General features: G+C 73.7%; 18 protein-coding genes, 1 tRNA gene and 1 pseudogene. 15 read left to right on the top strand and 5 right to left on the bottom strand.

Annotated elements, in window-relative coordinates:
• Nucleotides 1-17 precede the first annotated feature (17 nt).
• The 6 genes from tadA (at nucleotide 18) to ACGF07_RS10630 (ending at nucleotide 3,867) form a co-directional block, all read left to right on the top strand.
• Nucleotides 18-545, top strand: coding sequence for a tRNA adenosine(34) deaminase TadA (gene tadA / locus ACGF07_RS10655; protein WP_392897228.1), 528 nt, complete (start codon nucleotides 18-20; stop codon nucleotides 543-545).
• A gap of 65 nt (nucleotides 546-610) precedes the next feature.
• Nucleotides 611-697 (top strand) — tRNA-Ser (locus ACGF07_RS10650).
• 452 nt (nucleotides 698-1,149) lie between these two features.
• Nucleotides 1,150-1,314, top strand: a complete 165-nt coding sequence (locus tag ACGF07_RS10645) for a hypothetical protein (RefSeq protein WP_167344920.1) — start codon at nucleotides 1,150-1,152, stop codon at nucleotides 1,312-1,314.
• Nucleotides 1,315-1,409: 95 nt separating this feature from the next.
• A complete protein-coding gene (locus tag ACGF07_RS10640; RefSeq protein WP_392897226.1) occupies nucleotides 1,410-1,703 on the top strand; it encodes a Dabb family protein in 294 nt (97 codons plus the stop codon).
• Nucleotides 1,704-2,061: 358 nt separating this feature from the next.
• The gene (locus tag ACGF07_RS10635) at nucleotides 2,062-2,817 is read left to right on the top strand and encodes an RNA polymerase sigma factor SigF (RefSeq protein ID WP_350744590.1); all 756 of its coding nucleotides are present in this window, start codon (nucleotides 2,062-2,064) and stop codon (nucleotides 2,815-2,817) included.
• Nucleotides 2,818-2,961: 144 nt separating this feature from the next.
• Nucleotides 2,962-3,867: an RNA polymerase sigma factor SigF gene (locus ACGF07_RS10630; RefSeq protein ID WP_350744571.1), complete on the top strand. Its 906-nt coding sequence runs from the start codon at nucleotides 2,962-2,964 to the stop codon at nucleotides 3,865-3,867.
• A 92-nt stretch (nucleotides 3,868-3,959) separates the two neighbouring features.
• On the opposite strand, the gene ACGF07_RS10625 is transcribed toward ACGF07_RS10630, so the two are convergent.
• Entirely contained in the window at nucleotides 3,960-4,847 is an 888-nt protein-coding gene (locus ACGF07_RS10625) for a tyrosine-protein phosphatase (RefSeq protein ID WP_392897224.1), read from the bottom strand.
• Between the two features lie 417 nt (nucleotides 4,848-5,264).
• Between ACGF07_RS10625 and ACGF07_RS10620 the strand changes: the two genes are divergently transcribed.
• The 8 genes and pseudogenes from ACGF07_RS10620 (at nucleotide 5,265) to ACGF07_RS10585 (ending at nucleotide 15,568) form a co-directional block, all read left to right on the top strand.
• Nucleotides 5,265-7,619: a hypothetical protein gene (locus ACGF07_RS10620; protein WP_350744567.1), complete on the top strand. Its 2,355-nt coding sequence runs from the start codon at nucleotides 5,265-5,267 to the stop codon at nucleotides 7,617-7,619.
• 198 nt (nucleotides 7,620-7,817) lie between these two features.
• Nucleotides 7,818-9,332, top strand: coding sequence for a GT4 family glycosyltransferase PelF (gene pelF, locus ACGF07_RS10615; protein WP_392897223.1), 1,515 nt, complete (start codon nucleotides 7,818-7,820; stop codon nucleotides 9,330-9,332).
• Between the two features lie 73 nt (nucleotides 9,333-9,405).
• Nucleotides 9,406-10,962 carry a hypothetical protein gene (locus ACGF07_RS10610; RefSeq protein WP_392897221.1) on the top strand — a complete coding sequence of 519 codons (1,557 nt, stop codon included), beginning with the start codon at nucleotides 9,406-9,408 and terminating at the stop codon, nucleotides 10,960-10,962.
• An 83-nt stretch (nucleotides 10,963-11,045) separates the two neighbouring features.
• Complete coding sequence (locus tag ACGF07_RS10605) at nucleotides 11,046-12,038, top strand: SDR family NAD(P)-dependent oxidoreductase (protein WP_392897219.1); 993 nt, start codon at nucleotides 11,046-11,048, stop codon at nucleotides 12,036-12,038.
• A gap of 73 nt (nucleotides 12,039-12,111) precedes the next feature.
• A pseudogene (locus ACGF07_RS10600) lies at nucleotides 12,112-12,813 on the top strand (NDP-sugar synthase); the annotation flags it as partial.
• Nucleotides 12,814-12,947: 134 nt separating this feature from the next.
• The gene (locus ACGF07_RS10595; protein ID WP_392897217.1) at nucleotides 12,948-13,865 is read left to right on the top strand and encodes an NAD-dependent epimerase/dehydratase family protein; all 918 of its coding nucleotides are present in this window, start codon (nucleotides 12,948-12,950) and stop codon (nucleotides 13,863-13,865) included.
• On the top strand, nucleotides 13,862-14,557 hold the full coding sequence (locus ACGF07_RS10590) for a spherulation-specific family 4 protein (protein WP_392897215.1): 696 nt from the start codon (nucleotides 13,862-13,864) through the stop codon (nucleotides 14,555-14,557). Before ACGF07_RS10595 ends, ACGF07_RS10590 begins: the two co-directional genes overlap by 4 nt.
• A 21-nt stretch (nucleotides 14,558-14,578) precedes the next feature.
• Nucleotides 14,579-15,568, top strand: a complete 990-nt coding sequence (locus tag ACGF07_RS10585) for an endo alpha-1,4 polygalactosaminidase (protein WP_350745395.1) — start codon at nucleotides 14,579-14,581, stop codon at nucleotides 15,566-15,568.
• 66 nt (nucleotides 15,569-15,634) lie between these two features.
• Here the strand turns inward: ACGF07_RS10585 and ACGF07_RS10580 are convergent, their stop codons facing one another.
• Nucleotides 15,635-15,835 carry a hypothetical protein gene (locus ACGF07_RS10580; RefSeq protein ID WP_350745392.1) on the bottom strand — a complete coding sequence of 67 codons (201 nt, stop codon included), beginning with the start codon at nucleotides 15,833-15,835 and terminating at the stop codon, nucleotides 15,635-15,637.
• Nucleotides 15,836-15,978: 143 nt separating this feature from the next.
• On the opposite strand from ACGF07_RS10580, the gene ACGF07_RS10575 reads away from it, so the two are divergent.
• The gene (locus ACGF07_RS10575; RefSeq protein WP_392897213.1) at nucleotides 15,979-16,932 is read left to right on the top strand and encodes an aldo/keto reductase; all 954 of its coding nucleotides are present in this window, start codon (nucleotides 15,979-15,981) and stop codon (nucleotides 16,930-16,932) included.
• Between the two features lie 195 nt (nucleotides 16,933-17,127).
• Here the strand turns inward: ACGF07_RS10575 and ACGF07_RS10570 are convergent, their stop codons facing one another.
• The 3 genes from ACGF07_RS10570 to ACGF07_RS10560 form a co-directional block, all read right to left on the bottom strand.
• Nucleotides 17,128-18,204 (bottom strand): C40 family peptidase, encoded by a 1,077-nt coding sequence (locus ACGF07_RS10570; protein ID WP_392897211.1) that lies wholly within the window; start codon nucleotides 18,202-18,204, stop codon nucleotides 17,128-17,130.
• A complete protein-coding gene (locus ACGF07_RS10565; protein WP_392897209.1) occupies nucleotides 18,201-19,484 on the bottom strand; it encodes an SPFH domain-containing protein in 1,284 nt (427 codons plus the stop codon). Before ACGF07_RS10565 ends, ACGF07_RS10570 begins: the two co-directional genes overlap by 4 nt.
• 266 nt (nucleotides 19,485-19,750) lie before the next feature.
• Nucleotides 19,751-22,399 (bottom strand): Ig-like domain-containing protein, encoded by a 2,649-nt coding sequence (locus ACGF07_RS10560; RefSeq protein ID WP_392897208.1) that lies wholly within the window; start codon nucleotides 22,397-22,399, stop codon nucleotides 19,751-19,753.
• Nucleotides 22,400-22,631 lie beyond the last annotated feature (232 nt).

Genomic DNA, 22,631 nt, shown 5'->3' with positions numbered 1-22,631 from the left:
GCCGGACACTGGATGCCATGCAGCCCGCGTCCTCCCCGCTCGTCGTCCCGCACGTGCCCCCGTTGCCCGCGCCCGTCCGCCCCGACCCGGTCCGTGACCGCTGGGCGGCGCCGATGCGCCTCGCCATCGCCGAGGCCGCCCTGGCGCCGGCCACCGGTGACGTACCGGTCGGGGCCCTCGTGCTGGGCCCGGACGGCGAGGTGCTCGGGCGCGGCCACAACGAGCGCGAGGCGCTCGGCGACCCGACCGCGCACGCCGAGGTGGTCGCGATCCGACAGGCGGCCGCGAAGGTCGGGGAGTGGCGGCTGAGCGGCTGCACCCTGGTGGTCACGCTGGAGCCCTGCACGATGTGCGCCGGCGCGATCGTGCTGTCCCGGATCGACCGGGTGGTCTACGGCGCCGTCGACGAGAAGGCCGGTGCGGCCGGCTCGCTCTTCGACGTGATGCGCGACCGCCGGCTCAACCACCGCCCCGAGGTGATCTGGGGCGTCCTCGCCGAGGAGTGCGGCGAGCAGCTGCGCGCCTTCTTCGACACCCACCGCTGAGCCCGGCGACGGCCCGCCCGCCACGGATTTCGTGACCGCGCCACCCGTCCGGTAGAGTTCCCCTCGGTAGCGTGTCCGAGCGGCCAAAGGAGCACGCCTCGAAAGCGTGTGTGGGGGCAACTCCACCGTGGGTTCGAATCCCACCGCTACCGCTGGAAAGCCCGAGGGCCCGTCCGATCCGGACGGGCCCTCGGCGTTTCCGCGCACCCTCGGACGCGGGAGGGCTCCGGGTTCCCGGGCTGACGACCACCGTTGCCCGGCTCCGCGGAGCCCGAGGAGGGGGAGCGGCTCGGGGGGACGCACCGCTCCCCCGGCGGAGTCCCACAACCGGTGCCGCGTGGGGGGGGGAAGCCGCGGCGACCGGTCCCACAGCGGGGAGCTCCGGTTCCACGTACCGGTCGATTCCTGCCAGATCCCCGGTACGCCTTCCATCCTGCCGCCCGGCCTCCGTCCGGGCACCCGGAGAAAGCCCCCACTCGCGGGGACCTTCGTCCCGCCGGACGAACGCGTCTCTCACTTGATAGCCCGTCCGGTGGATAAGCTGCCCTGCGGGGCCGCTCGGGGACCCGGACGGCGGCGGCCCACAGCAGGGAGGAAGGTCGCGATGGCGCAGGCGAAGAAGATCGGCATGGTCCTCCTGCTCATCTTCGTGCTCTACTCGATCATCACTTCCCCCGCCCGCTCCGCGGAGCTCGTCCAGCTCGGCTTCGAGGGCATCTCCAACGCCGCCAAGGCCGTCGGCACCTTCATGACAGGCCTGATCAAGTAGCGCTCCACCCACGGACCGGACGGCCCGCGCCCGGCTCCGGCGCACCGGCTACGGTGTGCGGGACCTTTTACCCCCGTCCGCGAGGAGCGGCAATCGTGATCCGGCACCTGGTCCTGTTCAAGCTCGACGAAGGCGTCACCAAGGACGAAGAGCGCGTGCGCGCGGGCGCCGAGGCGTTCGCCGGGCTCGGCGCGCTGATCCCCGAGCTGCGCGAGTGGGAGTGCGGCTGGAACACCACCGAGCGGGACATCGCGTACGACTACGCGATCAACAGCCTGGTCGAGGACCGCGAGTCCCTGCAGGCCTACCTGACCCACCCGGCCCACCAGGCCGCGGCGTCCCAGTGGCGCGAGTTCGCCACCTGGGTGATCGCCGACATCGAGGTCTGATCCTCGGGCCGTACCCCGGACGGCCCGCCTCGCCCCGCCCGGCCCCCGGGCGGGGTGTCCTGCTCCGCCCGGGAACGACCCGTGCCGCGCCTCGCCGCCGGGGCCGGGAGCGGCCGAATACCGCACCAACACACCTCCGTCGGGTGCTTGCCCGACCTGTGCCCACCTTGTGATGCTATGACCGGTTTTGCCGGACATGGCGAGGTGAACGACCCAGCCGCGACACCCGATCCGCAGGGCCCGCCGTTGTCGACTATGGAGGGGTGACGTGTCCGTGGACGACGTTCTGGCTGCGATCATCAGCCCGGCCGGCGAGCTCCGCCCGGACGGACTGCGCGGCACCGGCGGCCGCCCGGCCATGGACGTCCGGACGCTGACCCGGGTGCTGTTCGAGCGGCTCGCCGAACTGCCGCCGGACGCCCCCGAGCGGGAACGGGTCCGGGCCGCGCTGATCGAGGTGAACATCCCGCTGGTCCGCTACGCGGCCACCCGCTTCCGCAGCCGCAGCGAGCCGATGGAGGACGTCGTCCAGGTCGGCACCATCGGCCTGATCAACGCGATCGACCGCTTCGACCCCAGCCGCGGCGTCCAGTTCCCCACCTACGCGCTGCCGACCATCCTGGGCGAGATCAAGCGCTACTTCCGGGACAACGTCCGCACCATGCACGTGCCGCGCCGGCTCCAGGAGCTGTGGGTCCAGGTCAGCGGCGCCATGGAGGAACTGACGGTGCTGCACGGACGGGCCCCCAAGGTGCCCGAGATCGCCGCCAGCCTGCGGATCCCCGAGGAGGACGTCCGGGCCTGCCTGGACGCCGGGCGGGCCTACAACGCGGCGTCCCTGGAGGCCGCGCAGGAGCACGAGGGCGGACTCGCCCTGCTGGACCGGCTCGGGTACGAGGACTCCGCACTGGCCGAGGTCGAGCACCGCGACATGGTCCGCCACCTGCTGGTCCAACTCCCCGAGCGGGAACGGCGGATCGTCATGCTGCGCTTCTTCGCCAACCTCACCCAGTCGCAGATCAGCACCGAGCTGGGGATGTCCCAGATGCACGTCTCCCGGCTGCTCTCGCGGATCCTGACCAGGCTTCGCACCGGCAACTCCTGGGAAGAGTGAGATTGCAGCGCGTTACCCCGGCGTGACATCTTGCGACGTTCGGGTTTGCCGTGCACCGTGTTCCGGTATGCAGGGGGTTGGGCCCCGCCGGGAACCTCCGTGCGTCGGCCCCCGTTCAGCTGTCAGTCACGAGGGGGTGGGTGCATGTCCGGAGAGCTGGGCACTGCGGAGATCCACGCTGGTCAGACCGAGGCCACGGTGGTGGCCCAGGACCTGATCCCGCGCCAGCGGGCCGGTTCCACGGAGCCGCCCGGTCCCGGAGCTCCGTCCGAGACGCCGCCCGGCTCCGGGCTGGACACCCGGACGCTCTCCCGCTCGCTCTTCCTGCGGCTGGCCGCACTGGAGCCGGGCAGCGGGGAGCACACCTACGTCCGCGACACCCTGATCGAGCTCAACCTGCCGCTGGTCCGCTACGCCTCGGCGCGCTTCCGCAGCCGCAACGAGCCGATGGAGGACATCGTCCAGGTCGGCACGATCGGCCTGATCAAGGCGATCGACCGCTTCGACCCGGAGCGCGGGGTGGAGTTCCCCACCTTCGCGATGCCGACCGTGGTCGGCGAGATCAAGCGCTTCTTCCGGGACACCAGCTGGTCGGTCCGGGTGCCGCGGCGGCTCCAGGAGCTGCGGCTGGCGCTGACCAAGGCCGGGGACGAGCTGGCCCAGCGGCTGGACCGCTCCCCCACCGTCGCCGAGCTGGCCGCCTGCCTCGGGGTCAGCGAGGAGGACGTGGTCGAGGGCCTCGCCGTGGGCAACGCGTACACCGCGAGCTCCCTGGACTCCAGCCCCGGCGAGGAGGACAGCGACGGGCCGCTGGCCGAGCGGCTCGGCTACGAGGACCTCGCGCTGGAGGGCGTGGAGTACCGCGAGTCGCTCAAGCCGCTGCTGGCCAAGCTGCCGCCGCGCGAGCGCCGGATCATCATGCTGCGGTTCTTCGGCAACCTCACCCAGTCGCAGATCGGCGAGGAGATCGGGATCTCCCAGATGCACGTCTCGCGCCTGCTCACCAGGACGCTCACCCAGCTCCGCGAGGGGCTGATCAGCGAGGGCTGATCAGCGCAGGCCGATCAGCGAGGGCTGATCGGCGCAGGGCCGATCTGCGAAGACCGATCGGCGCGGGCTGACCCGCCGGCCCCGGACGGCCCTCAGACCGCCGGGCCGTCCAGCAGGTTGGCCCGCAGCCCGTCCGACACCTCGTCGTCCAGCCCGAGCCCCTCCCGCCAGAACGCGTCGAAGCCGCTCCAGCCGGCCTCGACCTCCGCGAAGGCCGCGTCCAGGTAGCCGCGGTCCGCCCGGAAGACCGGCAGGAGGAGCTCGGGCTCGCGCATCAGGCCGCGGCTGCCGAGCTCCTCCAGCACCCGGGCCACCGCCGGGGCGGACCGCTCGTTGGTGAGCAGGTAGTCGGCGAGCACGGTCTCGCGGTCCACGCCGAGGGCGGTCAGCACCAGCGCCGCGGCCCAGCCGGTGCGGTCCTTGCCCGCCGAGCAGTGGAACAGCAGCGGCACGCCGTCCGGCGCGGCCAGCAGCCGCAGCAGGGCGGCGAAGCTCTCCCGGGCCCCGGCGTCCGTGACGAACCAGCGGTACAGGCCGGTCATCATCGCGGCCGCCCGGCCGTCGCCGAGCAGGGCGCGCTGCTTGCGCGCGCTGCGGTCGGCCAGCGCGGTGCGCAGCGTCAGGTGGATGTCGAAGTCAACGGCCCAGAGCGGTGCGTGGTGCAGGATCACGCCCTCCGGCAGCCGGTCCGGGCCGGCCTCGCGGACCTCCTCGGCGCTGCGCAGGTCCACCACCCGGCGCAGGCCGAGCGCGCCCAGCGGGCCGAGGTCATCGGCGGTGAGGTGGTTCAGGCCATCGCTGCGCAGGACCGCCCCACCGCGGACCGCGCGCCCGTCGGCCGTCCGGTAGCCACCCAGATCCCGGGCGTTCAGCGCACCGCGCAGACCGAGACTGCGCCCGACAAGCTCCGTTCCGTCCGGTTCCGGGAGCGCATTCCGCGGGCCCCCGATTCGCTCGGACTCGATCTGCCGATCGGTCACCCGCGCGCCTCCATTGCATATTCGGACTGTCACATGGCACAGGGGTGCCCGATATTGCATGAACCTGCCCGTCGGCCCGGCAAGATGTGCAAGAGTGTCAGGCGCGACGACGACAGTGTAGGTGTCCCGCGGAACCGCCCTGAGCCGCACTCTCGGTCACCAGGTGTAGCACTCGGCTTCCGTTTCTTCATTTTCAATTCATTATTTGCGTGAGCGGTCCGGTTACGGTCACAATCAGCGCCGCCATGGCTTCGCCATGAACGTAGGTAACAGGTTCGCTGCACTCTCGCCCTTTTGGTCCCTCGCACGGTCGACCCTCGACCAGGATGGGCGCCGGGCAGCCTGCTGCCCGCGAACAGCTACACGGGCGGGCGAGCGCAGAGCAGCGCTGCGCCGGCCCCAAGGGGAGGATCAACCATGGGTCGAGCGACCCGAAGAGTCGCCGCGTGCGCGGCGGCAGTTCTGCTGGCCAGCGGCCTGCAGATCACCCTGGCCCACGGCGACACGACGCCGCCCAGGATCGACCTCACCGTCCTGGTCGTCGACGACGGCGGACCGTCCGTCGCGGCGATCGTCGCCGAGCTGAAGAGCCAGGGGACGCCGTACAAGGTCGTCAGCCTCAATGACACCAATCGCCCCGTGATCAACGCCGCTTTCCTGAGCGACACGGTGAACGGGCAGCCCCGCGGGAAGTACCAGGGCATCGTGCTGCCCAACGAAAACCCCTTCCCCAACAGCGCCGCCGAGATGACGGCGATCGCGACGTACGAAGCCGCTTTCAACGTGCGGCAGATTGACGCGTACACCTGGGCCAGCCCCGCGGTGGGCCTGAACTACGCGCAGAATCCCGGTTTCGTCGGCACGCTCGACGGAATCCAGGCCGCCACCACCACCGCCGGAACTTCGGGCCCGTTCGGGTACCTCAAGGGCAGCGTGCCGTTCGAGGACAACGACCCCACCGTGGGTGAGAGCTACGGCTACCTGGCGACCCCGCTCGCCAACCTGCCGTCCGGCGCCTCCTTCGTGCCGCTGGTCGACGCGGCGATCCCGAGCTCGACCTCCCGGGGCTCGCTGGTCGGCGAGTACACCCACGACGGCCGCAAGGAGCTGGTCGTCACCTTCGTGTACAACCAGTACCAGCAGCAGTACCGGCTGCTGGCCCGCGGCATGGTCGACTGGATCACCCAGGGCGTCCACCTCGGCTACGACCGCAACTACTTCGCCACCCACGTGGACGACGTCTTCCTCGCCGACGACCGCTGGGACACGGTGCTCAAGTGCACCCCCGGCGACGTCACCTGCCCGCCCGGCACCCCGGACAGCGCCAACCCGATCCGGATGACGCAGGAGGACTCCACCTACCTCAAGCAGTGGCAGGCCGCCAACAACTTCACGCTGGACATGGTGTTCAACGGCGGCGGCAGCGAGGACTGGAAGTCCGACCACCAGACCACGGTGGACCCGACCGCCAACCAGCTGATCGCCGACCAGACCAGCTACCGCTGGGTGAACCACACCTACACCCACCCGTACCTGGGCTGCGTGCAGGACGTCAGCGTGGTGCCGTGGAAGTGCACCAAGGACGCCTCGGGCAACACCGTCTGGGTCGACCAGAACACCATCTCGACCCAGATCAAGCAGAACTTCGACTGGGCCACCAAGAACGGCCTCAAGCCCGACCCGCAGGCGCTCGTCACCGGCGAGCACTCCGGTCTGCTGACCGCCCCGCAGGAGACCAGCGACAACCCGAACCTGGCGCCGGCGCTCGCCGCCAACGGCATCAAGTTCACCGGCAGCGACGCCTCCCGCGAGCCCGCTCAGCGGGCCGTCGGCTCGTCCACGCTGACCGTGCCGCGCTACCCGATGAACGTCTTCTACAACGCCGGCACGGCGAAGGAGGAGACCGACGAGTACAACTGGATCTACACCAGCAAGGCCAACGGCGGCAGCGGCGTCTGCGAGAACAACGCCAACTCCACCTGCCTGTCGCAGCCGCTGGACACCACCACCGGCTACCAGTCGTACATCGTGCCGCTGGAGGCCCGGATCGACCTCGGCCACGTGCTGAGCAACGACCCGCGGCCGCACTTCGTGCACCAGTCGAACCTCTCCGAGGACCGCATCCTGTACCCGGTGCTGGAGAAGATCCTCGGCACCTACCGCTCGCTGCACGCCGACAACACCCCGATCGTGAACCTCAGCGAGCGCGAGATCGGCCAGGAGTTCCAGCGCCGGGCGGCCTGGAGCAACGCCGTCGCGGCCGGCCAGGTGACCGCCTACAAGATCGGCAACACCGTCACGGTCAACGCGCCGGCCGGTGTTCAGGTCCAGGCCACCATGCCGACCGGAACCACTCAGAAGCTGTCCATCGGATCGACCGCCTTCGGTTCGTCCTACGCCGGTACGCTGTCCGGCTGGGTGTCCCCGGGCGCCCTGCAGAGCGGTGTCGTCCTGCAGCTGCCCGCCGGCAGCGCGCCGGCCGCCCCGGCCGCCGTCGCGCCGAGCGTCGCGGCCAAGTCCGTCCCGGCCCCGGCCCCGACGGACAAGACGGTCGTGCCGCAGGGCGTCGCCACGCCGGTCCCGGCCGGTCCCGGCGACACCACCCGCAAGCCCGCCAAGTCCCTCGTCCCCGGCAGCGGCACCCCGGTGCCCGGCAAGGGCGTCGTCACCGGCGCCGGCGCCCCGAAGAACGGCCAGGGCAACCAGTCCGTCAAGGCCTCTGGGGGGACGGCCTCGCACGGCACCACCACCGGACGCTCCGGCAACCGGTAACCCGCACCACCCGTCGGCGGGGGGGGGGGGGGGGCCCCCCCCCCCCCCCCCCCCCCCGCCCCGACCCCCCCCCCCCCCCCCCCCCCCCCCCCCCCGGGGGGGGGGGGGGGCCGGGCCCCCCCCCCCCCCCCCGCCACGGCTGACGTTCCGGCCACCCAGGCCGGGCAACCGACGCAAGAACAGGAGGGGGGACAGGAGATGCGCGTCACCCTGCTCACCGAGGGGACGTACCCGCACCAGCACGGCGGCGTGAGCGTCTGGTGCGACCAGCTCGTCCAGGGCATGCCGGACGTCGACTTCGACGTCATCGCCGTCACCGGAACCGGCCAGGAACCACTGGCCTGGGAACTGCCCGCCAACGTACGGTCGGTCACCACCGCACCGCTGTGGGGCCCGGCCTCCGACGCCCGACCGCCGCGCGGCAAGGAGATGCGCCGCTTCCTCAACGCGTACGAGCGCTTCCTGCACTCCATCCTCGACCCGGTCTACACCACCCACTTCGGCACCGAGCTGTACGGCTTCGCCGACCTCGCCCGCCGGGGACTGCTCAGCCCCGCGCTGCGCAGCGAGCGCGCCCTGCGCACGCTCCAGCAGGTGTGGACCCGCGACTACCTGCCCACCGCCGCCTCCCGCCCCACCCTGCACGACGCGCTGAACGCCACCGACCTGCTGGAGCACGCCCTGCGGCCGCTCTCGGTCGAGCCGCCCACCGACGGCGTCGCCCACGCGGCCAGCGGCGGCCTGGCCACCCTGCCCGGGCTGATCGCCGCCCAGCAGTACGGCGTACCGTTTCTGCTCACCGAGCACGGCATCTACCTGCGCGAGCGCTACCTCGGCTACCGCACCGGCCCGTACCGCTGGCCGGTCAAGGCGCTGCTGCTCGGCTTCTACCGGATGCTCGCCGAGGAGAGCTACCGGCAGGCCGCACTCGTCACCCCCGGCAACCGGTACAACCGGCGCTGGGAGGAGCGCGGCGGCACGCCGTCCGCGCACATCCGCACCGTCTACAACGGCGTGGACCCGGCCGCCTTCCCGCCGGCCGGACCGGAACCCGAGACGCCCACCCTCAGCTGGGCCGGCCGGGTCGACCCGATCAAGGACCTGGAGACGCTGATCCGGGCCTTCGCCATCGTCCAGCGTGAGATCCCCGAAGCGCGGCTGCGGCTCTTCGGCGGCACTCCCAAGGGCGGCGAGGCGTACCGGGACGGCTGCATAGCCCTGGCCGCCGAACTCGGCGTCGCCGAGTCGGTGGCCTTCGAAGGCCGCGTCGCCGACATCACCGACGCGTACGCGGCGGGCAACGTGGTGATGCTCTCCAGCATCAGCGAGGGCTTCCCGTTCACCCTGATCGAGGCCATGTCCTGCGGCCGCGCGACCGTCTCGACGGACGTCGGCGGCGTGCGCGAGGCCGTCGGCGACACCGGCCTGGTCGTCCCCCCGCGCGAGCCCGAGCCGATGGCGGCCGCCGCGATCGAGCTGCTGCGCGACCCCGAACGGCGCGCCCGGCTCGGCGAGGGCGCGCGGCTGCGGGTCATCGAGCAGTTCACGCTCCGCCAGAACATCGACGGCTTCCGGGGCATCTACACCGAGCTGCTCGGCACCTCCCGCTGGATGCCCGGCGGCATGGTGGCCGTCACCGACGAGGTGCCCAGCCCCGACTGGGGCCAGCGGCTGACCGTCGTCCCGGCCCAGCCGAGCGAGGTGGGCGCGTGAACGAGCGGAGCGAGCGAACCATCGAGAGGTGCGTGTCCCGCGAAGCGGCCGCCGAGCGAAGCGAGGTGGGCGCATGAGTGGGCCGATCCGGCTCGTGCCGGACGAGGGCGGCGCCGAGCGGACGATGCAGCTGCGCACCCTGCCGCTGAAGCGCCGCCGCCCGGCCGCGCCCGTCGAGCCCGAGCCCGCGGAACAGCTCGGCCTCTCCGCCGACCCGCTGGACGAACTCGCCGAGCGGCTGCACGACGTCTGCGCAGACGCCGTCCACCCCTACGAGATCGCGGCCTTCCTGGAGTCCGACGGCCTCTCCGACGAGCAGGCCGCCCTGCTGTACGGCCGCCCCGACGCGTTCACCGTCGCCGAGGAGCTGTTCGAGAAGGTCGAGCGCCGCTACCCCGGCCAGAGCTCCGAGTTCGCCAACCCCTGGCGGGCCGATCCCTGGCGGTGCGTGGTGCGCGGCCTGGTGTTCGCCCTGCCCGGGCTCGGCTACCTGCTCGGCGCCAACCTCTTCGCGACCGCCCGGTTGCGTTTCGGCCTGCCCTCGGGCATGGCCGCGCTGTCCGTCGCCACCCTGGTCAGCTGGGGCTTCAACCAGGCGCTGGCGCACCGCGCGTACCGCTGGCTGGGCCGGCTGCGCCGCCGGGAGGCGGCCGTCTGCCTGGCCGTCGGTGCACCGGTCGGCGCGCTGCTGGCCTCGGCGGCGGCGTACGTGGTCGGCGGCCCGCTCGACGCGCTGTGGTTCGCCGCCGGGCAGTCCTGCTACCTGGGCGCGGCCACCGCGCTGCTGGTGCTCGGGCGGGAGAAGTTCCTGCTGGTGGCGCTGGCGCCGGCCTCGGTCGGTGCGGGCGTCGTGCTGGCGGTGGACGTGCCGCAGGCGGTCCGTACGGTGGTGCTGCTCGCCTCGCTGACGCTGGCCGTCGCCCTGTGCACCCGCGAGCTGCTGGTCGCCGCGCGCGGCGGCGAACGGGACGGCACCCGGTCGGCGCTGCCGATCCGCCAGGAGGTCCCGCACCTGCTGTTCGGCCTGGCCTGCGGCGCGCTGACGCTGATCGCCGGCCTCGGCGAGACCATCCACCAGGCCGTCCACGCCGCCTCGCACGCGGTGCACGCCCACGGCGGCGCGCACGCCGTTGCCGGGCGGGAGCTGAAGGCCACCCCCACCGGCCCGGCCATGATCGCGCTGACGCTCAGTCTCGGCCTCGCCGAGTGGCTGCTGTTCCGCTACCGGGCGATGGCCGTGGCCGCGCTGCGCACCAGCCACACCACCGGGCAGTTCACCCGCCGCACCGGCGGGATCCTGCTCGGCTGCCTGTTCATCTACCTCACCACCGTGGCCGCGCTGGACGCCGCCGCGACCGTGCTGTGGCCGGGCGCCCCGTCGCTCGGCGTGCCGCAGCTCGGCGCGATGCTGCTCCTGGGCGGCTCGCTCTGGCTGGCGCTGCTGCTGAACGCCTTCGGCTTCAGCTGGAGCACCGCCCTCATCTGTCTGGCCGCCGCGACCGCCGAGAGCGTCGGGCTGCTGACCGGTGCGGATCCGATCGTCCTGCAGCTGATCGGCTGCGGGGCGGCCGCGATCGTCCTCACCGCCATCGCCGGGCCAGCGCTCGGCCGCACCACCCAACACCGCTGAACAAGTCCGCCTCAGCCGAGGCACCACCGGCCGGCCGGCACAGACCGTCGTGCCGTCCCGTACATCGAGAAAGCGAATTCCGCATGAGCAGCGTCGCGGTTACCGGAGCCGAAGGCTTCATCGGCTCCCACCTCGTCGAGACCCTGGTCGCCGACGGGCACCACGTCCGCGCGATGGTCCAGTACAACTCCTTCTCGTCCTTCGGCTGGCTGGAGACGCTGTCCGAGGAGGTGCTGGACTCGGTCGAGATCGTCCTCGGCGACGTCCGGGACCCGGGCTCGGTCAACGGCCTGGTCAAGGGGACCGAGGCGGTGTACCACCTGGCCGCCCTGATCGCGATCCCGTACTCCTACCGCGCTCCCCACTCGTACGTGGACACCAACGTCACCGGCACCCTGAACGTGCTGGAGGCGGTGCGCCACCTGGAGATCCCGCGCCTGGTGCACACCTCCACCAGTGAGACCTACGGCACCGCGCAGACCGTGCCGATCACCGAGGACCACCCGATCAACACCCAGTCCCCGTACGCCGCCTCCAAGGCCGGCGGGGACCGGCTGGCCGACAGCTACCACGCCAGCTTCGAGACCCCGGTCGTCACCCTGCGCCCGTTCAACACCTTCGGCCCGCGCCAGTCGATGCGCGCCGTCATCCCGACCGTGATCGCCCAGGTCGCGGCCGGCCAGACCGAGATCACCCTCGGCGACCTGCGCCCGACCCGCGACTTCATGTTCGTCAAGGACACCGCCCACGCCTTCCGCACGGTGGGCACCGCGCCCGCCGAGGCCGTGGTCGGCCGGACCTTCAACGCCGGCACCGGCGGCGAGATCTCGGTCGGCGACCTGGTCACCCTGGTCGGCAAGCTGATGGGCGTGGACCTGGTGGTGAAGGAGGACGAGCAGCGCATCCGTCCGGCCAACTCCGAGGTCATGCGCCTGGTCGCGGACGCGACCCGGCTGCGCGAGGCGACCGGCTGGGCGCCGCGCTTCACCCTGGAGCAGGGCCTGGAGCAGACCATCGAGTTCTTCCGCGACCCGGCCAACCTGGCCCGCTACAAGACCGACATCTACAACGTCTGACCGCCGTACCGCTCGTGCCCGTCCTGGTACCCGAGGTTCGTGACCTACACATCCTTTCCGTGGGGGAAACACCATGCACGCAGTGATCCTGGCCGGCGGTAAGGGCGTTCGCCTCCGCCCGTACACCACCGCGCTTCCCAAGCCGCTCGTCCCGATCGGCGACCAGCACGCGATCCTGGAGATCGTGATGCGCCAGCTCGCCGCCGCGGGCTTCAAGACCGTCACCCTGGCCATCGGCCACCTCGGCCACATCATCCGCGCCTACGTCGGCAACGGCTCCCAGTGGGGCCTGCGGGTGGGCTACGCCGTCGAGGACAGCCCGCTCGGCACCATGGGCCCGCTGCTCACCATACAGGACCGCCTGCCGGAGCACTTCCTGGTGATGAACGGCGACATCCTCACCGACCTGGACTTCGCCGGGGTGCTCAGGCACCACGAGGCGTCCGGGGCGCCGCTGACCATCGCCACCTACGCCCGCCAGGTGAAGATCGACTTCGGTGTGCTGACCACCGAGTCCGGCACCATCACCGGCTTCCAGGAGAAGCCCAGCATCGACTACCGGGTGTCGATGGGCGTGTACGGCGTCTCGCGCGCCGCGCTCGCCAAGTACACCCCCGGCCTGCCGCTGGGCTTCGACGAGCTGGTGCTCGACCTGCTGGCCGCGAAGACCCCGCCGGCCGCGTACGACTTCGGCGGCTACTGGCTGGACATCGGCCGCCCGGACGACTACGACCGGGCCAACGCGGAGTTCACCGCCATCCGCCCGGTGCTGATGCCCTTCGAGTCGGCCGCCGCCGTGCCGGGCGTCGCGGAGCTGCCGGTCCCGGCCGCCCGCACCCCCCGCGCCGCCGCGGACGACCTGGTCGGGGAGTCCGCCGGGGCGGACGCCGAGAGCGACGGACGGGCCGCGTGAGGATCCTGCTGCTCGGCGGCGACGGCTTCCTCGGCCGTCACGCCTCCGCCGTCCTGCGGTCGCTGCCCGGCGCCACCGTGCTGACCGCCGGACGGCGCCCCGCCCACGACCTCCGGCTGGACCTGGGCACCGCCCAGGCCGGCCCGCTCGGCGAGGAACTGGCCGCACTGGCCCCCGACGTGGTGGTCAACTTCGCCGGCGCGGTGGCCGGCAGCGCGGTCAAGCTCGCCGAGGTGAACGCCCGCGGCCCGGCGGTGCTCTGCGAGGCACTGTCCCTGGGCGCGCCGAAGGCCCGCCTGGTGCACATCGGATCGGCCGGCGAGTACGGCGTCTGCGCCGAGGGCAGCTCGCTGTCCGAGGACGCCGACGCCCGCCCGGTCGGCGTGTACGGCGCGACCAAGCTGGCCGGCTCCCTCGCGGTGGCCGGCTCGCCGCTGGACGCGGTGGTGCTGCGGGTGTTCAACCCCGTCGGCCCGGGTGCCCCGGCGGGTTCGCTGCCCGGCCGGCTGGCCGCCGAGCTGCGCCGGGTGGCGCCGGAGGGCTCCGACGGCGTGATCACCGTCGGGGACCTCTCCGCCTATCGGGACTTCGTCGACGCCCGGGACGTCGCCCGGGCCGTCGGCCTCGCGGTGACCGCCGACCGTCCGCTGCCCCGGGTGCTCAACCTGGCCTCCGGGCGGGCCCGGCAGGTCCGGGCGATCGCCGACGGCCTGGTCGCGGCGGCCGGGTTCACCGGCCGGATCGACGAGAGCGGGGCGGGCTCCGAGCGCTCGGCCGCGGTCTCCTGGCAGCAGGCCGACGTGTCGGCCGCCGCCCGGGAACTCGGCTGGCACCCGGAGACGGACCTCGCCGACACCCTGCGCGACCTGTGGCTCAGCACCGCCGAGTCCGCCCGGACCCCGGTGGTCGCATGACCGCCGGGGCCACCTCCGACGGCCGCCTGCTGGTGCCGCTGTACGTCCACCCCGCGGTGGACCCGGCGGCCTGGCAGGCGGTCGCCGCCGCCGACCCCGCCCGGATCGCCGCCGTGGTGCTCAACCTCGCGGACGGTCCCGGCGAGGTGCCGGACAGCGTCTTCGCCGAGGCCGCCGACGAACTGCGCGCGGCCGGCCTGCCGCTGCTCGGCTACACCGACACCGACTACGGCCGCCGACCGCACGCCGCCGTGGTCGCCGACGTCCTGACGTACCGCCAGCGGCACGGCATCAGCGGCGTGTACCTCGACCAGGTCGCCACCCACCCCGGGGCACTGGCCCACTACCGGCGGCTGGCCACCGCCGCCCGGGCAGCCGGCTGCGCCACCGTGGTGTTCGGCCACGGCGAGCACCCCGACCCGGGGTACGCCGAGGTCGGTCTGGCCGACCTGCTGGTCACCTTCGAGGGCGACTGGGACACCTACCGCGGGATGACGCTGCCGCTGTGGACCGGCCGCCACGCGGCGTCCCGCTTCTGCCACCTGGTCTACGACGTCCCGGCCGACGCCGCCCGGGACGCCGCCGCACTGATCGCCGCCCGGCGCGCCGGCGTCGGCTGTGCCGTACCGGGCGCCGGCGAGAACCCCTGGCGCACCCTGCCGTACGGCCTCACCGCCGCCGAACTGACCTGACCCGATCCGGAGTCCACCACCGTGAACCGTCGTACCCGGCTGCTGCCGGCCGCCCTGGCCCTCGCCACCGCCACCGCCCTGCTGGTCAGCTCGTGCAGCAGCTCGGGTTCGGAGGACGACCAGGACTCCGCCGACGGCAGCCCGAGCAGCCAGCCCACGGCCACCGCGCCGAGCACCCCCGGCACCCCGTCCGACCCGGGCACCCCGAGCGCTCCCGGCACCGGCGGTGCGACCACCGCCCCGGGCACGCCGAGCGGCACCACCGCTCCCGGCACGCCGCCGCCCGCGACCACCGCCCCGGCCCCGACCGGCGCCCGCTGGCAGCCCACCCCGGGCCTCGCCTGGCAGTGGCAGCTCGGCGGCACCGTCGACCAGTCGGTGGACGTGCCCGTCTACGACATCGACGGCTTCGAGAACGACGCCTCGGTGGTGGCCGCGCTGCACGCCAAGGGCCGCAAGGTCATCTGCTACATCAACGCCGGGTCCTGGGAGGACTTCCGCCCCGACTCCAACGCCTTCGCCAAGGCCCTGCAGGGCTCGGACACCGGCTGGAAGGGCGAGAAGTGGTTCGACATCCGCAAGCTCGACCAGCTGAAGCCGCTGATGGCGGCCCGCTTCGACATGTGCAGGAGTAAGGGCTTCGACGCCGTCGAGCCCGACACCATCGAGGCCTACAACCAGAACAGCGGCTTCCCGCTGACCCCCGACGACCAGCTCCGGTACAACCGGATGCTGGCGCAGCTCGCCCATGACCGCGGCCTGGCCATCGGACTGAAGAACGACCTGGACCAGATCCCCGCGCTGCTGCCGGACTTCGACTTCGCGGTCAACGAGGAGTGCTCGCAGTTCGACGAGTGCGACCGGGTCTCGCCGTTCATCAAGGCGGGCAAGGCGGTGTTCCACGTCGAGTACAAGCTCGACACGGACCGGTTCTGCGCCAAGACCAAGGCGCTGGGATTCAGTTCGATGCAGAAGAAGCTCGACCTCAACGCCTGGCGCAAGCCCTGCTAGGACCAGCGCCGGGCGCGGTGCTTCCCGTCGCGCGGGTGACCCTGCGCGGGGCCACCCGCGCGAGGGTCACTTGACCGCGAGCCAGATGACGGCGCCCAGCACGACCAGGGCGACGACCGCGACCAGCGCGATCACGCCGGTCCGACTGCCGCTCTTGCTGCTGCCGTAGGTGGAGACGGAGCCCGGTGCCTGACGCGCCGGGCTCTCGTCGACGAACGCCCGGAACATCTGGGTGCTACCGGCGGGGTCGTAGTCGTTGTCAGCCATGGCACGGACTCTAACGAATCGGCCCACCTCAGGCACACCCCGGACCCCTCCTCCGGAGGGCACACCACTCCCTCGTGCGACGGTCCCGTGAACAGCTCGCAACGCCCGGAATGCGCTGCCCCGCCTTCGGGTTGACTGCGGGCATGACCGGAAACCCCAGCCGAGTCCCGCTCGGCACCTCCGACCTGTCCGTCTATCCCCTCGCCCTCGGCGGCAACGTCTTCGGCTGGACGGCCGACGAGCAGCAGTCGTTCGCCGTCCTCGACGCCTACGCGGCCGCCGGCGGCAACTTCGTCGACACCGCCGACGTCTACTCCGCGTGGGCCCCGGGCAACACCGGCGGCGAGTCCGAGACCGTCATCGGCAACTGGCTGCGCAGCCGCGGCAACCGCGACGACGTGGTGATCGCCACCAAGGCCGGCATGCACCCCGAGGCGCGGGGGCTGGGGGCGGCCACCATCAAGGCCGCCGCGGAGGGCTCGCTGCGCCGCCTGGGCGTGGAGCGGATCGACCTGTACTACACCCACCGGGACGACGACACCCCGGTGGAGGAATTCGTCACCGCACTGGACGAGCTGGTCCGCGAGGGCAAGGTCCGGGCCGTCGCCGCCTCCAACATCTCCGCCGAACGGCTGGCCGAGGCACTGGCCTTCGCCGAGCGCGAGGGCTTGGCCAAGTACGTCGCGGTGCAGCCGCACTACAACCTGGTTTCCCGTGGAACCTTCGAGGGCCCGCTGGCCGACGTGGTCGCCGAGCACGGCCTCGCGACCGTCCCGTACTACGCGCTCGCCTCGGGCTTCCTGACCGGCAAGTACCGCCCCGGCGGTCCGGAGGTGGACAGCGCCCGCGCCGAGGGCGCCGCCCGCTACCTGGACGAGCCGCGCGGCCCGAAGGTGCTGGAGGCGCTGGACACGGTCGCCGCCGAGCACGGCGTCGCCCCGGCCAGTGTGGCGCTGGCCTGGCTCGCCGCCCGTCCGACCGTCGCCGCCCCGATCGCCAGCGCCCGCACCCTCGACCAGCTGCCCCCGCTGCTGGCCGCGACCGGGCTGGAGCTCACCGCCGAGCAGACCGCCCTGCTGGACGCCGCCTCCGAGTGAGCGCCCGGATGAGCAGCGGGTGAGCAGCGGGTGAGCCCGACCGGGCTCCGACTGAGCACACGACCGGGCCCCGACGGCGCTCCGCCGTCGGGGCCCGGTGCTGCCCACCGGCCGCGGCCGGGCCCGGGCCGGTCAGGGCCGGTCACGGCGGTCAGGGCCGGGTCCGGCCCGGGTCAGGGCCGGGTCCGGCCTGGGTCAGGGCCGGCCGAAGTGGGTGGGGTAGTAGCCGGAGGTGAGCGCCGATATCCGGACGGTCCGGCCCGGCCGGGGCGCCTCCACGAAGGTGCCGTCGCCCAGGTAGATCCCCACGTGGTGGATCCCCGAGGCCCGGCCGCTGTCCGACCAGAACACCAGGTCCCCGCGGCGCAGCTGCCCGGAGCCGATCGGCGTGGTCGCCGCGTACTGGTCGTCGGCCACCCGCGGAAGGTTTATCCCGCTGCGCAGGTAGGCCTGCTGGACCAGCCCGGAGCAGTCGTAGCCGGACGGGCCGTCACCGCCCCAGACATAGGGCTTGCCGAGCTGGGCCAGCGCGTAGTCGACCGCCGCCTCCGTGCGTCCGGAGGAGGCCTTGCTGCCGGGGGCCGCCGTGTCGCCGGAGGAGGCCTGGCTCCCGGAGGAGGCCGTGTCGCCGGCGGACTTCCCGGGGTCACCGGACTTCCCGGTGCGGCTGAGGTAGACGTCGTAGTGGCTGGTCCAGCGCCACTCACCGGCGCCGTTCCTGAACCAGTACTTCGAACCGTCCCAGCCCTGGCGCGGTCCCCAGGAGGAGGCCGGGCCGTTGGAGACGGCCTCCGCGCCGGACCCACCGGCACCGCCGGAGCTCCCGGTGGCAGCGGACTTCCCGGGGCCACCGGACTTCGCGGCGCCTGCGGACTTCCCGGGGCCACCGGGCTTCCCGGTGCGACTGGCGTAGACGTCGTAGCGGCTGGTCCAGCGCCACTCACCGGCGCCGTTCCTGAACCAGTACTTCGAACCGTCCCAGCCCTGCCGGCCGGCCGCGGCCTGGGCGGACCCGGCACCGACCGTCAGGCCGACCACGCCGGCGCCCGCGAGCACGGTGGTGGCCAGGCAGGTGCTCCGCACGACGCGGTTCACTCGCCCTCCACCGGACGCCGACGCCGGGCGGGCGGTGCGCGGCCGGGCCGCGCAGTTCGGGCAGCCGCAGCCCGCCACCGCGGGAATGCTGCCGAGGCGCTCCTCGAAACCGATCAGACCGGAGTCCGCGTCGGGGTCGGAACCGGGCTCGGCGTACGCGCCGGTGGCTATCCTCATGCGGGTCGTCCTTCCTTCCGCCCGGCCCGGGCGGCCGGGGGCGGTACCGAGGCGGCCACTCCGGCCGGGGCGACGAAGGCGACCAGCAGCTGCTCCATCAGCGCGCTGCGGGCGGCCTCGTCCAGTTGGTGCGCCGTCGCGCGCTCCAGCCGGCGGACGGCCAGCGCCGCCGCCTCCACCGCGTCGTCGACCAGCACGGTCCGCAGACCCGCGTCCAGGTCGGCCACTCGACGGCGGCGCATCGACTCGGCGACCTCGGGCGCGTAGTCCAGCGCCAGCGGCTGCGCGGAGTAGACCTCCAGGCCGGCCGGGGCGACCTCGGCGGCCAGCGCACGGGTCATCTCGTCGGCGAACCACTGACCGTCGCGCAGCGCGGGGCCGGGCGCCGCGTTGCTGTCGCACGGCAGGGTGGACGCGGTGCGGGTGAGCACCGCCTGGACCTGGGCGCGCAGGTAGCTCTCGTGGTCCTCGATCGCCAGCAGCGCCCGCGCGGTGTCCTTGACCCGCCAGACGATCAGCAGCCGGACCACGATCGGCGTCCCGGTGCGGTCGACCACCTTGACCGGCTCGCTGCGCCAGTGCCGCAGCCGCACGTCAACCCGGCGGCGGCGCAGCAGCGGATTGACCCAGACCAGCCCGGTCCTGCGCACCGTGCCCCGGTAGCGGCCCCAGCGGGTCAGCACCCGGGTCTCGCCGCCCGCGTTCGCCAGCAGGCCGGCGAGTGCGCACACGACCAGCAGGCCGGCCGCCGTGACCGCGGCCACCGCCCGGACGTCGACCCGGGCCCGGCCGCTCTCCCTGACGGCCCGGTCACGCAGCTCGGGCAGCGCGTCCCAGTGCGGGAGCACCCCCGTGCGCAGCAGCACGTAGCCCACCGAGGCCAGGCCCAGGAGCACCACCAGCAGGGCGACCCAGCCGGGCAGCGCGGGGGCGGGGTGCTCGCGCAGCGCCTGGTCGGCGCGCGGGGGGCGGCGCGGGGTGGCCGCGGTCGGAGCACCGGCGGCGCCGCCCGGGCGGTCGGTGGCTTCCGAGGCGGGCTTCTCCAGCGGATCCCGCAGGTCGCCCGCGCCGGCGGGGGACGGTCCGGGGACGACGGTCAACGGGGTGGTGGCCGGTCCGCTGTCGGCGGGCGGAGGCGTCGTGGCGGCCGCGGTGGCCGTGGCGGCCTGGGGGGTCCTGGCTGTCCTGGGGGCCACCGGGGCCACCGGGGCCTGGGGGGCGGCCTTGACGGTCGAGACCTTGGCCAGCGGGCTGGAGCCCGAGGCGAAACGTTCCGGCAAGACCGGAGGGAGCTCCTCGGTCAGGTTCTCCGGTCGCTGCGAAGAGTCGCGGGTGACGTCCATGCACGGATCCTCTGGGTCGGTGTGTCGCGCAACGGGCGGCCCGGATCTGACGGGCAGTGCCAAAATCAGGCTAAGTTCATACGTCATCAAATGCGACATTTGAGTCGAGGTGTGTCGACATTTACTGACGTATCGTCCGAAGCCGACCTGACGCGCAGGCACATGAACGGATGAACGGATGGTCGGTACGGTGTCGGCGCAGGTCAGCGCCGTCGGGAGCCGGGCCCGCGGGCGAACACCCGACGGGTGATCAGCCCGATTCCGGCGAACAACAGCAGTACCCCGGCGAGCACCCCGTGCCGGCCGGTCTCCCGGTGACGGCCCGCGGTCTGCTCGGCCTCCGCCACCGTCGCCCCGGCCGGCGGTGCGGGCAGCGGCCGCGCACCGGACCGGCCGGAGCCGGACTCGTCCTGACCGGCGCCTTCCACCGACGGGCCGCCGCTCGCCAGCGGGCCCGGCCCGGGAGCGCCCGCCGTCGCGCCCGAGGGGGCGGTGGTGGTGGCGGTGGGCGCGAGCGTGGCCGTGGCCGTGGGCGTCGTCGCACTCGCGCCCCCGCTCGCCACAACCGGCTTGTCCGGTACGGGCGTTGCCGGAGCGGCCGTCGCCGCCGGGCCCGTCGCAGGGCTCGACGCCGTCGCGCTCGGCGTCGCTGGGCTCGGCACCGCCGCACTCGGCGTCGCTGGGCTCGACGCCGCCGGGGTCGGGGCCGCGGCGGCGACGCGCACCCGGACCGGGTCCGCCGACGTCCCGTTCCCCGCCCGGTCGGTCGCCGTGACGGTCAGCCACTGCTCGCCGTCCCCCAGGTCCCGGTTGGCCGTACAGGTCCAGCTCCCGTCCAGCGCCACCGCGGCCCCGCAGAGCACCGTGCGGTCGCCCGGGCCGGCGGCCCCCACCCGTGCCGTGACCAGCACGTTCGCGGCCGGCTCGGCACGCCCGGCGAACGTCGGCCGGCTGAGCTTCAGCACGTCGCCCGCGCCCGGCACGGTGAGCGTCGGCTTGTCCGGCGGCACGGTGTCGACCACCAGGGTGACCGCCTGCCCGACCGTCCGGTTCCCCGCCGCGTCGACCGCGGCCGGGGTGAGCTGGTGGCTCCCGTCCGCCAGGTTCTCGACCGGCAGGCAGGACCACCCGCCGTCCGCGCGGACCGCGCTGCTGCACAGGTCGGCGGAGCCGGAGCGGTCGGTGACCGAGACCGTGCTGCCCGCCTCGCCGGTGCCGGTGAGCTGCAGCCCCGGGTCGTTGGTGTAGGCCGGCAGGGTGAGCACCGGCGCGGCCGGCGGGGCCGTCTTCACGGTGATCTTGACGGCCTCACCGCGCAGCACCACTCCCCCGCTGGTGGTCTCCACCGGGGTGAGGCTGTGCGGTCCCGCGGGGAGCGCGCTCCCCGGGCGGCAGGACCAGTCGCCGCCGCGCTCGACCCGGGCTCTGCAGAGCGCGTCCTCGCCCTCCCGGATCTCGACGGAGGCGCCGGCCACCGCGCCCGCGCCGCGGATCTGCGGCCGGGCGTCGGCCAGCACGGCGCCGTCGACCGGCTCGGCGATCTCGGGCCGCGCCGCGCCGACGGTCAGCTTGATCCGCTGGTCGGAGACCTCGCCGGAGTCGGCGAAGCCGCCGGAGGGGACGAGCTGACTGGTGTCGCGGCCGATCCGCAGCCGGGCCCAGGTCTCGCCGGGGGCCGCGCCGGCCGGGACGGTCCATTCCAGGGTCGCGGTGCGGGCGCCGGCCGGGACCTCGGTCTGCACCCGGTCGACGGGGTCGAACCGGCCGCTGTGGCCGAAGTCGATCCAGCCGGCCAGGGTGGCGGGCTGGTCGCCCACCGCGACGGGGACGGTGACCCGGTAGTAGTGGCCGATCGCGGCCTCGGCGGGGAAGCCGATCGACGGGTCGGGGCCCTGGTACTCACCGCGACCGGGCTGCGGCTTGGCCGGCGGCGGCCCGTAGGGACTGGCGAACGGGGTGGCCCGCCGGGCGGCGCCGTGGTCGAGCTGGACCAGCGGTCCGTCCTCCGCCGCGGGGGCGGCGGTCCGGCCGGGGGCGCGGTCGCGCCGGGGCCCGGTGGTGGCGTCGGTGCCCAGGAAGAGGTCGGAGACCACGTGCGAGGCGTTGCCGTAGGCCTGCGGCGCCGTCCCGAGGAACTCGTCGACGGTGACGGTGTAGGCCTGGCGCAGGACCGGAGCGGCGGTGGTGCTCCCGGCCCGCGAGGTGGAGCGCTGCTCGACCCGGAACACCGCCGTGCGGAAGGTCCCGGCGAGTTCCAGGGTGCCCTCCGCCGCGGTGCCGGCCGCGCCGTCGGTGGATCCGTCGGCGCCGCCGGGGGCGAGGGAGTTGCCGTCGACCGTCCAGCCGTTCCAGCCGGTGCGGCCGACCAGGGTGGGCGCGGCGGGTGAGCCGCCGGTGAGGGTCAGCCGGGCCGCGGTGCCGGTGGTGCCGGATTCGCCGGAGGCGACCGCGGCCAGTCCGCTGAGGTGGAGCCGGGGATTGCGGACCGGCCGGGAGAAGCTCAGCCGGAGGGTGCCGACGGTGCGCCAGGAGCCATCGGTCTGCGGACGGCCCGGGGCGGGGGTGAAGGTCTGCGCCGGCTCCCCCGGACCGATGCCGTCCGCGTACGTTCCGCCGGAGCCGGCCCCTCCGGCGCGCTCCGCCAGGCGGCCGGGTTCGGCGGTGACGGCCGTGCCGGGCGCGGCGGCGAAGTCGAACTGGACGGAGAGACCGGACGGCAGGACCGCCCGGTGCTCCGGCGACCAGGAGTCAGGGGACTGCCGGGCCGGGGCGGCCGGGGCGTTCGGACCGGTCAGCAGCCCGGCCGCGAGGACGGCCAGGGCGACAGCTGTGCGGGGAAACCGTCGGCTCATCCGGCTCTCCTTCGCGGTCGGCTACCGGGCGGCGAGCGGCCCGAGCACAAGATCCGACAAAAAGGAATCACGATCCCGGCGCGGCCGGAGGGCGACACCTGCGCCCCCTGGCCGTGTCCCACCCGTTCGGCGGGCCGCCCGGGCGGCAGGGCGGGACGGGTGCGGAGGAGGCCCCGGCAGGGGAGCGGACCCGGGCCCCGCACGAGGAAGCGGGTCGACCGGGCCGGACCGG

This window comes from Kitasatospora sp. NPDC048194, from assembly GCF_043202455.1.
Lineage (GTDB): Bacteria > Actinomycetota > Actinomycetes > Streptomycetales > Streptomycetaceae > Kitasatospora.
Note: the sequence above shows the minus strand (reverse complement) of the source record. Positions and strands in the feature narration are given on the sequence as shown.

What these genes read in the sequence shown, in the direction of transcription:
- ACGF07_RS10630 (WP_350744571.1), top strand. Translation starts at nt 2,962, where the DNA reads ATGTCCGGAGAGCTGGGCACTGCGGAGATCCACGCTGGTCAGACCGAG.
- ACGF07_RS10605 (WP_392897219.1), top strand. Translation starts at nt 11,046, where the DNA reads ATGAGCAGCGTCGCGGTTACCGGAGCCGAAGGCTTCATCGGCTCCCAC.
- ACGF07_RS10580 (WP_350745392.1), bottom strand. Translation starts at nt 15,835, where the DNA reads ATGGCTGACAACGACTACGACCCCGCCGGTAGCACCCAGATGTTCCGG.
- ACGF07_RS10645 (WP_167344920.1), top strand. Translation starts at nt 1,150, where the DNA reads ATGGCGCAGGCGAAGAAGATCGGCATGGTCCTCCTGCTCATCTTCGTG.
- tadA (WP_392897228.1), top strand. Translation starts at nt 18, where the DNA reads ATGCAGCCCGCGTCCTCCCCGCTCGTCGTCCCGCACGTGCCCCCGTTG.
- pelF (WP_392897223.1), top strand. Translation starts at nt 7,818, where the DNA reads ATGCGCGTCACCCTGCTCACCGAGGGGACGTACCCGCACCAGCACGGC.
- ACGF07_RS10620 (WP_350744567.1), top strand. Translation starts at nt 5,265, where the DNA reads ATGGGTCGAGCGACCCGAAGAGTCGCCGCGTGCGCGGCGGCAGTTCTG.
- ACGF07_RS10610 (WP_392897221.1), top strand. Translation starts at nt 9,406, where the DNA reads ATGAGTGGGCCGATCCGGCTCGTGCCGGACGAGGGCGGCGCCGAGCGG.
- ACGF07_RS10635 (WP_350744590.1), top strand. Translation starts at nt 2,062, where the DNA reads ATGGACGTCCGGACGCTGACCCGGGTGCTGTTCGAGCGGCTCGCCGAA.
- ACGF07_RS10570 (WP_392897211.1), bottom strand. Translation starts at nt 18,204, where the DNA reads ATGAGGATAGCCACCGGCGCGTACGCCGAGCCCGGTTCCGACCCCGAC.
- ACGF07_RS10575 (WP_392897213.1), top strand. Translation starts at nt 15,979, where the DNA reads ATGACCGGAAACCCCAGCCGAGTCCCGCTCGGCACCTCCGACCTGTCC.
- ACGF07_RS10590 (WP_392897215.1), top strand. Translation starts at nt 13,862, where the DNA reads ATGACCGCCGGGGCCACCTCCGACGGCCGCCTGCTGGTGCCGCTGTAC.
- ACGF07_RS10560 (WP_392897208.1), bottom strand. Translation starts at nt 22,399, where the DNA reads ATGAGCCGACGGTTTCCCCGCACAGCTGTCGCCCTGGCCGTCCTCGCG.